11 protein-coding genes are annotated in these 13,381 nt (G+C 72.2%); 6 read left to right on the top strand and 5 right to left on the bottom strand.

Translation table 11 applies throughout. The features are described from left to right. Positions 1-154 precede the first annotated feature (154 nt). On the top strand, positions 155-1,411 hold the full coding sequence (locus ACWC5C_RS21405; RefSeq protein ID WP_450877479.1) for an ROK family protein: 1,257 nt from the start codon (positions 155-157) through the stop codon (positions 1,409-1,411). Positions 1,412-1,418: 7 nt separating this feature from the next. Here the strand turns inward: ACWC5C_RS21405 and ACWC5C_RS21400 are convergent, their stop codons facing one another. Together ACWC5C_RS21400 and ACWC5C_RS21395 are read right to left on the bottom strand one after the other, a co-directional pair. Then, positions 1,419-1,922 (bottom strand): GNAT family N-acetyltransferase, encoded by a 504-nt coding sequence (locus tag ACWC5C_RS21400; protein WP_450877477.1) that lies wholly within the window; start codon positions 1,920-1,922, stop codon positions 1,419-1,421. A gap of 74 nt (positions 1,923-1,996) precedes the next feature. Then, on the bottom strand, positions 1,997-4,891 hold the full coding sequence (locus ACWC5C_RS21395) for an FAD-binding and (Fe-S)-binding domain-containing protein (RefSeq protein WP_450877475.1): 2,895 nt from the start codon (positions 4,889-4,891) through the stop codon (positions 1,997-1,999). Positions 4,892-5,099: 208 nt separating this feature from the next. Here ACWC5C_RS21395 and ACWC5C_RS21390 point away from each other — a divergent pair, with 208 nt between their 5' ends. The 3 genes from ACWC5C_RS21390 (at position 5,100) to ACWC5C_RS21380 (ending at position 8,629) form a co-directional block, all read left to right on the top strand. Further along, a complete protein-coding gene (locus ACWC5C_RS21390) occupies positions 5,100-6,020 on the top strand; it encodes a LysR family transcriptional regulator (RefSeq protein ID WP_385437986.1) in 921 nt (306 codons plus the stop codon). A 210-nt stretch (positions 6,021-6,230) separates the two neighbouring features. Then, positions 6,231-7,793 carry an FAD-binding oxidoreductase gene (locus ACWC5C_RS21385; protein WP_450877473.1) on the top strand — a complete coding sequence of 521 codons (1,563 nt, stop codon included), beginning with the start codon at positions 6,231-6,233 and terminating at the stop codon, positions 7,791-7,793. 182 nt (positions 7,794-7,975) lie between these two features. Next, entirely contained in the window at positions 7,976-8,629 is a 654-nt protein-coding gene (locus tag ACWC5C_RS21380) for a hypothetical protein (RefSeq protein WP_450877471.1), read from the top strand. Between the two features lie 12 nt (positions 8,630-8,641). On the opposite strand, the gene ACWC5C_RS21375 is transcribed toward ACWC5C_RS21380, so the two are convergent. Further along, positions 8,642-9,169, bottom strand: coding sequence for an SRPBCC family protein (locus ACWC5C_RS21375; RefSeq protein WP_450877469.1), 528 nt, complete (start codon positions 9,167-9,169; stop codon positions 8,642-8,644). 130 nt (positions 9,170-9,299) lie between these two features. On the opposite strand from ACWC5C_RS21375, the gene ACWC5C_RS21370 reads away from it, so the two are divergent. Beyond that, positions 9,300-10,241: a LysR family transcriptional regulator gene (locus ACWC5C_RS21370; protein WP_450877467.1), complete on the top strand. Its 942-nt coding sequence runs from the start codon at positions 9,300-9,302 to the stop codon at positions 10,239-10,241. A 99-nt stretch (positions 10,242-10,340) separates the two neighbouring features. After that, positions 10,341-11,213: an acetylglutamate kinase gene (gene argB / locus ACWC5C_RS21365; RefSeq protein ID WP_450877465.1), complete on the top strand. Its 873-nt coding sequence runs from the start codon at positions 10,341-10,343 to the stop codon at positions 11,211-11,213. 4 nt (positions 11,214-11,217) lie between these two features. Here argB and ACWC5C_RS21360 read toward each other — a convergent pair whose 3' ends face one another. After that, positions 11,218-11,742 (bottom strand): GNAT family N-acetyltransferase, encoded by a 525-nt coding sequence (locus ACWC5C_RS21360; protein ID WP_450877463.1) that lies wholly within the window; start codon positions 11,740-11,742, stop codon positions 11,218-11,220. Then, entirely contained in the window at positions 11,739-13,316 is a 1,578-nt protein-coding gene (locus tag ACWC5C_RS21355; protein ID WP_450877461.1) for an amidohydrolase, read from the bottom strand. The genes ACWC5C_RS21360 and ACWC5C_RS21355 overlap by 4 nt, the downstream gene beginning before the upstream one ends. Positions 13,317-13,381: the final 65 nt, after the last annotated feature.

The following is a 13,381-nucleotide window of genomic DNA, read 5'->3' as shown; positions in this document are numbered from 1 at the left end:
CGGAGGGGTCGCGGGGGGCGCGGCGGGGCCCTGTGCGGGGGAAGCAGGGCGTGATTTAATAAAGCAGTTTCGTTTCATAATCGGCATGGCGCGAGGGCGCGTCAAGAGCCGGGGTCGATGGATACCAGATACCAGGAGGCTGAATCCTTTGGTCATGTCCAGGGGTCTCGGAGGCCGCGACGACGCGTCCCCGGCCACCGCCGCCGTCCCGCAGACGCGCTGGCCCGTGGACCAGGGCGCGGAGCCGGGCCCGCCCATGCCGGCGGTGGTGGGCGTGGCGGACCTCCGCGCCACGAACGCGGCCGCCATCCTGGCCGCCGTCCGCTCGGCGGACTACCACCCCCGCCTGTCCGAGCTGGTCAAGGCCACCAAGCTGTCCCGCCCCACGGTGGAGGCCATCGTGGACGAGCTGGCCGACTGCGGCCTCATCGAGACCGCCGCCGCGGAGTCCGCGCGGGGCAGGCGCTCCCCCGGCCGCCCGGCCCGCCGGTTCCGCTTCCGGGCCCGCGCGGGCTTCGTCGTCGGCGTCGACGTACGGGCCCGGTCGGTGACGGCCTGCCTCGCCGATCTGGACGGCAGCGCGGTGGCCATCGAGCGCAAGGCGGTGCGCGCCGACCTCACCGGCCGCGCCCGCGCCCGCGCCGTGACGGCGGCGATCGACGCCGCGATCGGCCGGGCGGGCGTCGACACCCGGCGGGTGTGGGCCGCGACGGTCGGCACCCCCGGCCTGGTCGACCGGGACAACCTCACCATCCGGCAGGCCGACAACCTCAAGGACTGGGCCCGGGCGGACATCGTCGGCGTCCTGCGCGACCAGCTCGACTGCCAGGTGACCGTGGAGAACGACGCCAACCTCGCCGCGCTCGGCGAACGGTGGCGCGGCGTGGGCGGCGACACCGACGAGATGATCTTCGTGCTGCTGGGCGAACGGCTCGGCGCGGGCGTGATCACGGAAGGGCGGCTGCTGCGGGGCCACCACGGGGCGGCCGGGGAGATCGGCTTCATCCACTTCCCCGTCCTCCCCAGCGAGCCCGCGCCCCCGCGCCCGGGCCTGCCGCCGCAGGCCTCCCTCACCGTCCGCAACGCGGCCGCAGGCGACCCGGACGCGGTCCGGGCCGTCGCGTCCTACGGACAGCGGCTGGCCGACGGCATCGCCCCCGTCCTGCTCGCCCTCGACCCGGCGCTGGTCGTGCTCGGCACCGGCCCGTTCGGCGACCCGGACCTGCTGCCCGCCGCCGAACTCCTCCTCGACGCCGCCCAGCGGCACGCCGACGGCCTCCTCGTGGACCCGCCCCGCTGGCGGCTGTCGGCCCTCGGCGACGAGGCCGTGATCACGGGCGCGGTCCGCCTCGCACTCTCCTCCGTCGAGGCCGTACTGCGCACCCGTCCCACCAGCCTGACCCCGCGCTGAGCCCGCTTCAGCGCGCGGTGCAGTCGTCCTGGCGCAGCGCGTACACGGTGCAGGGACGGTTCAGGACGATGTCCTCGCGCAACGGCGTGAACCCCAGGCGGTCGGCCAGGGCAGCGGAGGCGGTGTTGCCGTGGTGGATCATGGCCGTGATCTGCTTGAGGCCGAGCGTTCCGAAGCCCCACGCCAGGACGGCACGTGCCGCTTCCTTGGCGTAGCCGTTGCCCCAATGCGCTCGGGCGAAGGTCCAGCCGATCTCGGTCTCGCCGAACTGTTCCCACCAGTTGAGGCCGGAGCGCCCGATCGCCTCCCCGGTACTGGCCAGTTCGACGGCGCACAGCCCGTGCCCGCGCCGCACCCACTGCTGGTGGATGTCGCGGAGACGGGCTTCGGCCTGCTCGGGGGTGTAGGCGCCGACGAACTGGTTCACCTCGTCGTCGGCGTGGAGCCGGACCCACCAGTCGGCGTCGGTCTCGGTGAGCGGGCGCAGCCGGAGGCGTGGTGTGGTGAGCACGGGCCCGCAGGCCTCCTCCCGGTGGGCGATGCCGTCGCGGCAGCTTACCCTCGGCGGGCACCGGTCCGGCGGTGTCAGCCGAGGGCGCGGGTCATGAGCTGGGCGAGGTGGGTGCCGGTGCGGTCGGTCCGCTGGGCGATCTGCGTACGGCAGCTGAACCCGTCGGCGAGGACGTACGTGCCGGGCGCGGCCGCGCGTACGGCGGGCAGCAGGGCCTCCTCGCCCGCGGCCACCGATACGTCGTAGTGGCCGCGTTCGAAGCCGAAGTTTCCGGCCAGGCCGCAGCAGCCCGCGTCGAGGGTGGTGTTGTCGACGCCCATGCGGTGCAGCAGTGTGCTGTCGGCGCCGAAGCCCGAGGTGGCGTGCTGGTGGCAGTGGGTCTGGCTGATCGACCGGGCTTCGATGGCCGGGGGCTGCCAGTCGGGTGCGTGGTGGACGAGGAGTTCGGCGAGGGTGAGGGTGGCGCGGGCCAGGGCGCGGGCGTCGCCGCCACCGTCGCCGTCGAGGAGTTCCGGCAGGTCGCTCCGGAGCGCCGCCGTGCAGCTGGGCTCCAGGCCGACGACGGGGATGCCCGCCCGTACGGCGGGGGCGAGCGCGGCGACGGTGCGCCGGGCGATACGGCGGGCGACGCCGAGCTGTCCGGTGGTGATCCAGGTCAGCCCGCAGCACTGAGTCCCGTCGGGCACCTGGACCTGGAACCCGGCGTTTTCCAGGACCGCCACCCCGGCTCGTAGGACATCGGGGGTGAAGTGGTTGTTGAACGAGTCGACCCACAGCACGACCGGCCCGCGATGGCCGCCGGTTCCAGGTGTGCGGGTGCGGAACCAGGACAGGAAGGTCTGCTCCGCGAAGCGCGGGATCTCCCGTTCCGCTGCGATGCCGCCCAGCCGTTTGACCAGGGGCGCGAGCCGGGATGACGTCAGCGCGTTGACGAGCCGTGGCATGCGGGCGGCGGGCCGGGACAGCAGGGGCAGCCATCCCATGGAGTAGTGCGAGGCGGGCCGGACGCGCCGCTTGTAGTGGTGGTGCAGGAACTCCGACTTGTAGGTGGCCATGTCGACGCCGACCGGGCAGTCGGTGTTACACCCCTTGCAGGACAGGCACAGATCCAGCGCGTCGCGGACCTCGCGGGAGCGCCATCCGTCGGTGATGACCTCGCCCCGGGTCATCTCGTGGAGCAGCCGGGCGCGGCCCCGGGTGGAGTCCTTCTCGTCCCGGGTGACCCGGTAGCTGGGGCACATGACGCCACCGCGCGGGGCTGCGGTACGGCATTTGCCGACGCCGACGCAGCGGCGGGTGGCCTTGGCGAAGTCGCCGTCGTCCGCGTGGAAGGGGAACACGGTCGCCAGCGGGAGCGGGGTGCGGTGCGGGGTGACCCGCAGATTGCCGTCCACGGGCAGCGGCCGCACGATCATGCCGGGGTTGAGGCCGTTGTCCGGGTCCCAGATGTCCTTGAACTCCTCGAACAGGGCGATGACACCGGGCCCGTACATGAGCGGCAGCAGCTCGGAGCGGGCCTGGCCGTCGCCGTGCTCGCCGGAGAGCGAGCCGCCGTGGGCGACGACCAGCTCGGCGGCGTCGGTGACGAAGGCGCGGAAGACGGCCGTACCGTGCTCGGTGGTGAAGTCGAAGTCGATGCGCACATGCAGACAGCCCTCGCCGAAGTGTCCGTACACGGCGCCACTGAGCCGGTGCCGGTCCAGCAGGATGGTGAACTGCCGCAGGTACGAACCGAGTTGGGCGGGCGGGACGGCCGCGTCCTCCCATCCGGGCCAGGCTTCGGACCCGTCGGGCAGCCGGGTCGCCAGGCCCGCCCCGTCCTCGCGGATGCGCCACAGCGCGCTGGCTCGTCCGGGATCGGTGATGATTTCGCTGCCGGTGAGCCCCGCCGTCCGTTCGGCCGCCGTGACGAGCGCCCGGGCACGCGCGGGCAACTCGCCCTCCATGCCGCCGAGTTCGGCGAACAGCCAGGCCTTCGCGGCGGGCAGGGTGTCGATGGCCGCACGGGTCGCAGGCCGGGTGACGACATCGGTCAGCGCCTGGTCGAGCCCTTCCAGCGCGAGCAACGGGTGCTCCAGCAGGGCGGGCACCGCGTCGGCGGCCGCGCAGGCGTCCTCGTAGCCGAGGACGACCAGGGCGCGGGCGGGCGGGCGCGGGAGGAGGCGGACGGTCGCCGAGAGGACGACCGCGAGGGTGCCCTCGCTGCCGACCAGCGCCCTGGCGAGGTGGAAGCGGCGTTCGGGCAGCAGATGCTCCAGCCCGTAGCCCGACACCTGGCGCGGGAACCGCCCCAACTCGGTGCGCAGCACCGCGAGGTTGCGCTGCGCGAGGCCGTACAGGGAGGCGATGAGCTGGCCTCGGTCGTCTCCGGCGGCGATGGCCTCGTCGATCTCGTCCTGCGTCATCTCGCCCAGGCGCACCACGCTGCCCCGGTAGGTGACGACCTCGAGTTCCACGATGTTGTCGGCGGTGCGGCCCCAGGCGATGGAGTGGGTTCCGCACGCGTTGTTGCCGATCATGCCGCCGAGTGTGCAGCGGCTGTGGGTGGACGGGTCGGCGCCGAACAGCAGGCCGTGCCCGGCGGCGGCCGACTGGAGGTCGTCCAGGACGATGCCCGGCTGCACGGTCGCGGTGCGCGCACGCGGATCGAGGGCGAGCAGCCGGTTGAAGTGGCGGGAGAAGTCGAGCACCACGCCCGGGCCGACGGCCTGGCCGGAGGTGCTGGTGCCCGCGCCACGGGCGGTGACGGGCACGCCCAGGCGGCGGCATGCGGCGAGCGCGGCGAGGACGTGGCGCCGGGTGCGGGGGAAGACCACGGCCAGCGGGACCTGCCGGTAGTTGGAGGCGTCGGCCGCGTACTGCGCGCGGCGCCCGGTGTCGCCGAACACCTCCCCGCAGTCCGCGCGGGTGAGGGCGTCGGCCACCACGGCCGGGTCGATACCGTCGCTGCCTGGTGCTGTCGTGCTCACCGCGCTCGCTCCTCCTGTGCTCACCGGCCACCTGGGACACGCACCGGTCACGCCCGCCCTGGCCGTCCCGGCCGTCCCACGATGTGGGCGGGCGGGGACGCTCCACAAGCCCCAGCAGGGCGACGGTCTTGACGGAGGAGGGCAAGCCCTCCTTATGCTCCTGGTGGCCCGTCCGTCCCTCCGCCTCCTGCTGACACGAGGAGTCGCGTTGCTCAAGCCCCTGCATCTCCTCACCCTGAAGGCCGTCGTCGGCAGCGGCTCGTTCGCCGTGGCGGCCCGCGACCTCGGCTACACCGCCTCCGCCATCTCGCAGCAGATCTCGGCCCTGGAGAAGGAGACCGGGCTGGTCCTGTTCGAGCGGGAGGCGCACGGAATCCGGCCGACCGCCGCCGCCCACCGCCTGGTCGACCTCAGCGGCCGGGCCCTGGCCGCCCTGGACGACCTGGACGAGCAGGTGCGGGAGCTGGCCACCGGTGTCACCGGGCGGCTGCGGCTGGGCAGTTTCCCGACCGCGAGCGTCCGGCTGGTGCCCGCCGCGCTGTCGGCGCTGGTCGAGACCCACCCCCGGGCGCGGATCCAGCTGGAGGAGGGCGAGCCGGAGGATCTGATCGCCCTGCTCACCAGCGGTGACCTGGACATCGCCCTGGTCTACGAGTACGGGCTCAGCCCCCGCCAGTGGCCGGACGGGCTGACCCGCCACCCCTTGCTGCGCGAGGACCTGGTCCTGCTGCGGGCCACGGACAGCCGCCTGGGGGCGAGCCTTCCCCAGCTGGCCGAGGCGCGCTGGATCACCAGCGCGGAGGGCACGGCCGGGGCGCTCTCGCTGGTCCGGCTGTGCGCGTCCGCCGGGTTCGACGCGGAGGTCGCGTTCCGGAGCAACAACTACGACGTCGTACGGGAGTTGGTGTCCACGGGGCTCGGCGTGGCGGTCGTCCCGGCGCTGGGCCACGCGCCCAGCGAGGCGATCCAGGCCACCCGGCTCACCCAGCGGTCCGCGTACCGCCAGGTGATGGCCCTGCACCGGGCCGAGAACACCAACCCCCTGCTCGGCACGGTGCTCGACACGCTGCGGCGCGCGGTGCCCGGTGACGAGCCGTATCTGCACCCGGCTAAGGCGCCCGCGCCGTAGTGTCAGCATCCGGTTCGAACACCGGGCTGGGGCATTCAGCGGTAGATCAGCATCCTTTTGAGTTGCGGGCTGGCGGGATGAACTCGTTTTGCGGCTGTGCTGACCAACAGAGTCGGTTGACTTGGCGTGGGAGGCGATCGCTTCCCCGACGCGTCTCTTGTGAGGGCAGCTACCTTGATCAACAGGCGGAGCGTACTGCGGGCAGGCACTGTGGGTGTTTTGGGGACGGAGATGGTGGGTTCGCAGTCGCTGCCCGCTGCTGCCGCGTCACCCACCGAAGAGGCAGAGCGGTGCAGCCAACGGGACTGGGAGTTGCTGGCTCAGGCGCTGTCGTCGCGTTCCACTCTCTACCGGCCGGGAGATTCCGGCTACCCGCCGCTGGCACTTCCGTTCAACCATCGGTACGCCGGGGTCCGCCCTGCTGGAATCGTGGCGTGCGCCACCACCCGAGATGTCCGGGCGGCGGTCCGCTGGGCCCGCGCGGTGGGGCTGCCCGCCGTGCCTCGTTCCGGGCTGGGCCACAACTACGCCGGGTACTCCACCACCACTGGTCTGCTGCTCAACATGGCCCGCATGAAAAGCATCGTCTCCACCGCGCGGCCGGGTGCCGGATCCCGGACCCGGACCTACGGGCGGATGAGGGTCGTTCACGACGCGGGTGAGGTCACCGTGGGAGCCGGGGTCACCAACGGCGACCTGCACCCGCTGCTGGAGGACCGCGGCATGTTCGTGCCGACCGGCCGCTGCCCTACGGTCGGGGTGGCCGGGCTGGTGCTCGGTGGCGGAATCGGCTTCAGTGACAAGATGTTCGGCCTGACCTGCGACCGGCTTGTGTCGACGACCGTGGTACTCGCCGACGGCAGCGTGGTGGAGGCCGGCCGGGACGCGCACTCCGACCTGTTCTGGGGTTGCCGCGGCGGCGCGGGAAACAACTTCGGTGTCAACACCTCCTTTACGTTCCAGTACGAGCGGTTCCAGGGCGACGTGGGCGTCTACCAGCTGCGCTGGAGCCTGGACTCGGTGCTGCAGGTGATCGCCACCGCGCAACAGATCGCCGTGAACACCCTGGACAACAAACGGTTCCATCTCCGCGTCGGCATCGGGACGCACGGGCTCACCAGGGACCAGATTCGTGCCAACGCCAACGTCAATGCCATCGGTCAGTACTACGGCTCCCTCGAGGGGTTGCGCGACACCCTGGCCCCGCTGCTCGCCATCGGCACGGCCGAGGAGCGCGCTCGCAACAACGCCTCCGTCCGCGAGGTCGCTCCGGGCGTGGCGAGCGTGCTGCTGAGTGCCACCACTCCGGTGCAACAGTTCGCCGCCAAGTCGGCGGTTCTGACGTCCCGGAGGCTCCTGACCGATGCACAGATCGGTGCCGCAGCCGAGCAACTGCTGGACTGGCCTGGCAGCGACAACGAGGACGGAGCCGGGTTCGCCATGTTCGCCCTCGGCGGCGAGATCAATCAAGTGCCGCCGGACGCCACGGCGTTCGTGCACCGAAACGCCGTGTTCATCCTCGCCGCCGAGACCTCCTGGGCGGATTATGATCCGCCCAGCGTCGCCGACGCGAACCTTCACTGGCTCCGTGAGTTCTACCGCGGCATTTTCGGTGACACGCCGCCCCCGCATTCGTATCAGAATTTCCCGGATCCGACCCTGAAGGACTGGCGGCGGGCCTACTACGGTGCGAACTACGACCGGCTGGTCCGGGTGAATCGTCAGTACGATCCGACCAACTTCTTCAGCTATCCGCAAGGGGTCGGCACCTGACGTTCTCAAACCGACGCTACGTTCCCTCGACCACCGCGATGCGCTGTGGGAGCCACCGCGTCGAAGGCTCCTACAGCATCTCAGGTTCGTCCCGCCCAAAGCCAGCTCATGGCCGTGAATCGCGGGCACCCCCGCCCATCCGGCTGCTCACACCGCCCGGAGGCCCACTAAGCTCACGCACCATGTCGTCGCCGCACACCCCGTCCCCCGCCCCGAACGCCACGGCCATACCCATCGGCCGCCGCAGCGCCATGACCGGGCTCCCCTGCTCCGTCGTCCTCATCGCCATCGGCGCCGCAGGCATCTTCGGCATCATCATGGTCGCCACCGGGAATCAGAAGGGAGAGGCCACCGTCGCCGGGTTCGTGGGACTCGGGGTCGCGGTGGCACTCGGCGTCGTCGGCGTCATCCTCTTCATGGGCTTCCTGGCGAACCGCCGCAGCAGGATTCTCATCGACCACACGGGCCTGTGGCTCGAAGAGGGAAGCAGGCGGAGCGTCATCCCCTGGAACACCCTCGCCGGAGTCGCCCTCTACTGGAGCGAATTCGGGCGCAACGCGAAGGTCTACTCCCTGGAGCTGTTCCCCGCCGGGCCCATCGACCGGGACCACCCCCACCTGTGGACCCTGGTCCGCGACGAGGAGCCGCCGCACCCCGGCCTTCCCCGCCTGCGCCACCGCGTCACCCTCTCCGCGCCCACCCAGCGGCCGGTGGTCGAGGCGGTGCGGAGTCACGTCCCGCAGATCTGGCTCGGCGAGTCCCAGCGCCCGGCGGGCCACATCGGTCGTCCCGATGTCAGCGGGCACCGGCAGCGCACCCGGAACCGTACGCCGTGAACGACGGGCAGGTCAGGCGCCGAGCTTCCCGGAGGCGGCGCGGACCAGCCCGTCCAGCCACGCCTGGTGGCCGTTGAGCATCGGGTTCGGGGTCTGCCCGGCCAGCTCCGCGGCGGGGGCGCCGACCTGGGTCTCCTGGGTCAGGACGCGGACCCGGCCACCGGGCAGGTCCTCCACCAGCCAGGCGTGCAGCACATCCAGCCGCTCTTGCGGCTCGCCGTCCTGCTTCGCGGTCCACGACAGTCGGCCCGGGACACCCGTGGCGGGGGCCTGGAACTCCACGACGCGGGCGGCCAGGGGCGGGAAGCCGAAGGTGCCGAAGCTGAAGTCGATGTCGCCCGCGAGCACGGGCCCGCCGCCGTGCGGGAAGGAGATGTCGGCGACGTTGTCGTAGTACGACTCCCAGGTGGCCGTGTCCGTCAGGTACCGCCACACCTGGGCGGCGGTGACGCCCTGGACGATCACCTCGTTGGAGACGAAGTTGTCTCCGGTCCCGGGCAGGTACTTCTCGGGCCAGTTGATCGCGTTCTGCGTGGTCATGAGGGTTTCCTTCCAGCGAGCCTCTCGCGTGACACCCATGACGTTAGGCTCACGTCCCATCGGCGTACCAATAGGAGGACCGATTCCAGCTATCGGAAGTCCGATGTGAGCGAGGCGTACGATGGCCGCCATGAAGAAGCGGACGCCCGACGCTCCCGACACCGCGCGGCTCCCGGCGCACGCCGATCTGAATCTGCTGCGCACCTTCCTGGCCGTCTACCGCGCCGGTACGTTCACCGCCGCCGCGCCCGCGCTCGGGCTGTCCCAGCCCACCGTGACCGCCCAGATCCGCACCCTGGAGCAGCAGACCGGCCGCGAGTTGTTCTCCCGGCTGCCGCGCGGCGTCGAGCCCACCCCCTACGCCCATGAACTCGCCGCCCGGATCGCGGGCCCGCTCGACGCGCTCGCCACCCTCGGCGGCGGCTCCCAGGGCGGGCCCACTGCGCCCGTGCACATCGCCGGTCCGTCCGAGCTGCTGTGCGTGCGGGTCCTGCCCGCCCTGGCCGCCCTCGTCACCGACGGTGTCCAGCTGCGCGTCAGCCAAGGGCTGCCCGAACCGCTGCTGGAGGAGATGCGGACGGGCCGCCACGACCTGGTCATCGCCACCCGGCGGCCGCGCGGCCGCGGCCTGGAGTCGGTGCCGCTCACCGACGAGGAATACCTGCTGGTCGCCGCCCCCGCCTGGGCCCGGCGCATCGCCGCGCACCCGCAGGCCGCCGACGATCTGTGCGCCGCCCTGCGCGAGGTTCCGCTGATCACCTACGCCGAGGACCTGCCCATCGTGCGGCGCTACTGGCGGACCATCTTCGGCAGACAGCTCACCACTCGCGCCGCGGTCACCGTGCCCAATCTGTACGCGGTCCTGTCGGCGGTCAACGCGGGCACCGGTGTCAGTGTGCTGCCCCGCTCGCTGTGTCAGGAGTACCTCGACTCCGGCCGTCTCGCCCTGCTCCACGAACCGGAAGAGCCCCCGCTGAACACGCTGTTCCTCATCCAGCGGCCCGGCGCCGAGACCAACCCCGATGTACTCCGGGTGCGCGAAGCACTTCAGCGGGCCGCCCGCGGCTGGTAAACGCGTACGACACCCGCCATCGCTATTGAGGTTAGGCTAAGCTAACCAAATCTTGGCAAGGTCGGCTGAACGCACCTCATGAACGGGGCGGGGACACAGATGAGACCTGTCGTCATCAAGTTCGGCGGTCACGCCATGGTGGACGCGAGTCTGCAGCGCGCGTTCGCCACTGATGTCGTGGAGCTACGGCACGCGGGCCTGCGGCCGGTCGTCGTCCACGGGGGCGGGCCGCAGATCAGCGCGATGCTCGACCGATTAGGCCTGGAGACCCGGTTCGAGGCGGGCCTGCGGGTGACCACGGCGGAGGCCATGGAGGTGGTCCGCATGGTCCTGTCCGGCCGGGTCCAGCGGGAGCTGGTCGGCCACATCAACGCCCACGGGCCTTTCGCCGTCGGTATGACGGGCGAGGACGCGCACACGATGACCGCCGTGCGGCGGCCCGCCTGGGTGGACGGACGGCCGGTGGACATCGGCCTCGTCGGCGATGTCGTGGACGTGAACCCGGGCATGGTGCGCACGCTCCTGGAGGAGGACCACATCCCGGTGGTCTCCCCCGTGGCGCGCGGCAGGGACGGGCAGGTCTACAACGTCAACGCCGATCTCGCGGCGTCCGCCCTGGCCGTGGCCCTCGACGCCGAGCGGCTGGTGATGCTCACCGATGTGGCGGGGCTGTACGCGAACTGGCCGCACAGCACCGAGGTGATCCAGCGGCTGACGGCCGACGCGCTGGACGCACTGCTGCCGGGGCTGGCGAGCGGGATGCTGCCGAAGATGGAGGGCTGCCTGCGGGCCGTCCGTGGCGGCGTGCGCAGCGCACACGTACTCGACGGGCGGGTGCCGCACGCGGTGCTGCGCGGCGTTCTCGGCGAACCGGGCCAGGGCACCACCGTGGTACCCGACCACAGCCCTGGCCGCGACGCGGAGCACAGCGCGGACCGCGACACGGACCACGACAGAAGCGCCGCCGTATGAGGGGTCACAGGTTCCGCCCGAGGACCCGCGCATCGCGCCGGGGGTCCAGCGACGCCGCCCAGGACGCGGGCGCCAGGCGCACCGGCGTGGGCGTGAATCCGTACCGGAGGAACAGGCCGCCACCGCCGGTCGTCGCCGTGAACACGGCGTCGAGCGACTGGGCGCGCGCCCTGGCCAGCACCGCGCGCAGCAGCCCGGCCCCCACTCCGCTCCCCTGCCGCAGCCCGGCCACGCAGAAGTTGTACACGACGCCCGTGGGCCCGTGGCCCTCCCCCGGCTCGGCGCGGTGCACCCGCAGTCCCACGCACCCCTCCAGGGTGCCGTCCGGGGCCTCCGCCACGAGGAAGTCGGCCGCGTGGGTGGCGTAGAGCGCGTCAGGACGCTCCCGCAGCGCACCCGAGCGCACGAAGGGCCGCGATAATGCGGCGAGTTCGGCGGCGTCCTCCTGGCGAGCCGTACGCACGGACGGTGTCGGCGCGGACGGTGTCGGCGCGTGCAGTACCTCGGCAACCGCCGATCTCCCGCTCACAGCGCGGACACCCCGGTCTCGCGGCCGCCGACATACGTCGCCACCACCTCGATCTCGCCGATGCGCGAGGGTTCGGCGCGCCGGGGGTCGTCGCCGAGCACGACCAGGTCGGCGAGCTTGCCCGGGGTGAGGCTGCCGAGGCTGTCCTCCCAGTGGCAGGCGTACGCGCCCGCCACCGTGTAGGCGTGCAGCGCCTCGTCGACGGTGATGGCCTCGTCCGGGCCGATGACCTGGCCGGACCCGGAGGCGCGCTCCACCATGAACTGGATGGCCCGCAGCGGGGATCCATCGGTCACCGGGCGGTCGGAGCTGCCGACGAGGGTGATGCCGTGCTCCAGGAACGCCCTGCCGCGATAGAGCCAGGGGGCCCGCTGCGCGCCCATGATCGCCGCGTAGTCGTCGCCGAAGGAGCGCAGGAAGTTGGGCTGGACGACCGCGCTCACGCCGAGCCGCGCGAAGCGCGCGAGCTGGTCGGGGCGGATCAGCCCGGCGTGCTCGATGCGGTGCCGGGCGGCGGGGCGCGGGCGGAGGCGCTGGGCCCGTTCCAGCGCGTCCAGGGCGAGGTCGGCCGCGCGGTCGCCGATCGCGTGAACGGCGAGCTGCCACCCGGCGAGGTGGCCGTCCACGATGGTGTCCGCGAGCACCTCCGGGTCGTCCTGCAACTCGCCCCGGTGGTCAAGCCCTTCGTACGGGCTGCTGAGCGCGGCGGTCCGGGCCATCATCCCGCCGTCGGTGAAGATCTTCAGCGCGCCCACCGACAGCCGGTCGTCGCCGAATCCGGTGCGCAGGCCGAGGTCGAGGGCGCGGGGAATGCCGTCGGCCGGGTGTGCGGCGGCCGGGCGCAGCCGGTCGGCGGACACCATGAGCTGGACGCGCAGCGGCAACAGGCCCTGTTCCTGGGCGAGTTGGTAGGCGCCCAGCTCGACCGGGCTATGGCCGAAGAGGGTGCCGCCGATGCCCGCCTCGGCGCAGGCGGTGACGCCCTCGGCCAGGCAGGTCCGGGCGGCGTGCCCGATCGCCTCGGCCAGGTCCGTCTGGGCGTACGGCAGGCGCAGGGCGCGGGCGGCGCCCATGGCGCCCTCGGCCAGGAAGCCGTTCTCGTGCGGCAGGTCGGCGGGGAGCAGGTCCAGGACGGCGGAGTTGACGACGCATCCGTGCCCGGACTCGTGCAGCAGGAACACCTTGTGGCCGTGGCTGACCCGGTCCAGTTCGGCGGCGGTCAGATGGCGGCCGAGGGCCCGCTGGTCGTAGCCCGCGATGCTCACCCAGGCGCCGGGCGAGCCCTTGCGGGTGACGGCCTCCTCCACGAGCGCGAGCACGTCGTCGATCCGCGAGTGCCCCGCGATGCTCGGCGTGTTCTGTTGGAAGCCGGTCCAGGCCAGGTGCACATGGGCGTCGATGAACCCGGGCAGCACGGTGGCGCCCTGGAGGTCGATCACCTCGCGGGCGGGCAGGGACGTCACGGCCTCGTCCAGGCCCACGATCCGGCCCCGCCACACGCCCAGGTCATGGGCGACGGGGTGGTCGGGGTCCATGGTGAGGAAACGTGCGTTCGTCAGTCTGGTGCAGAGCATCGGACAGGGCTCTCCCGCGGTGAACGCCAAAAGTTAGGTTAGGCTCGCCTAATTGACAGGAGCTT

The organism is Streptomyces sp. NPDC001700, assembly GCF_053596435.1.
The sequence above is the reverse complement of the archived record's forward strand: the minus strand, read 5'-3'. Positions and strand labels throughout refer to the sequence as shown.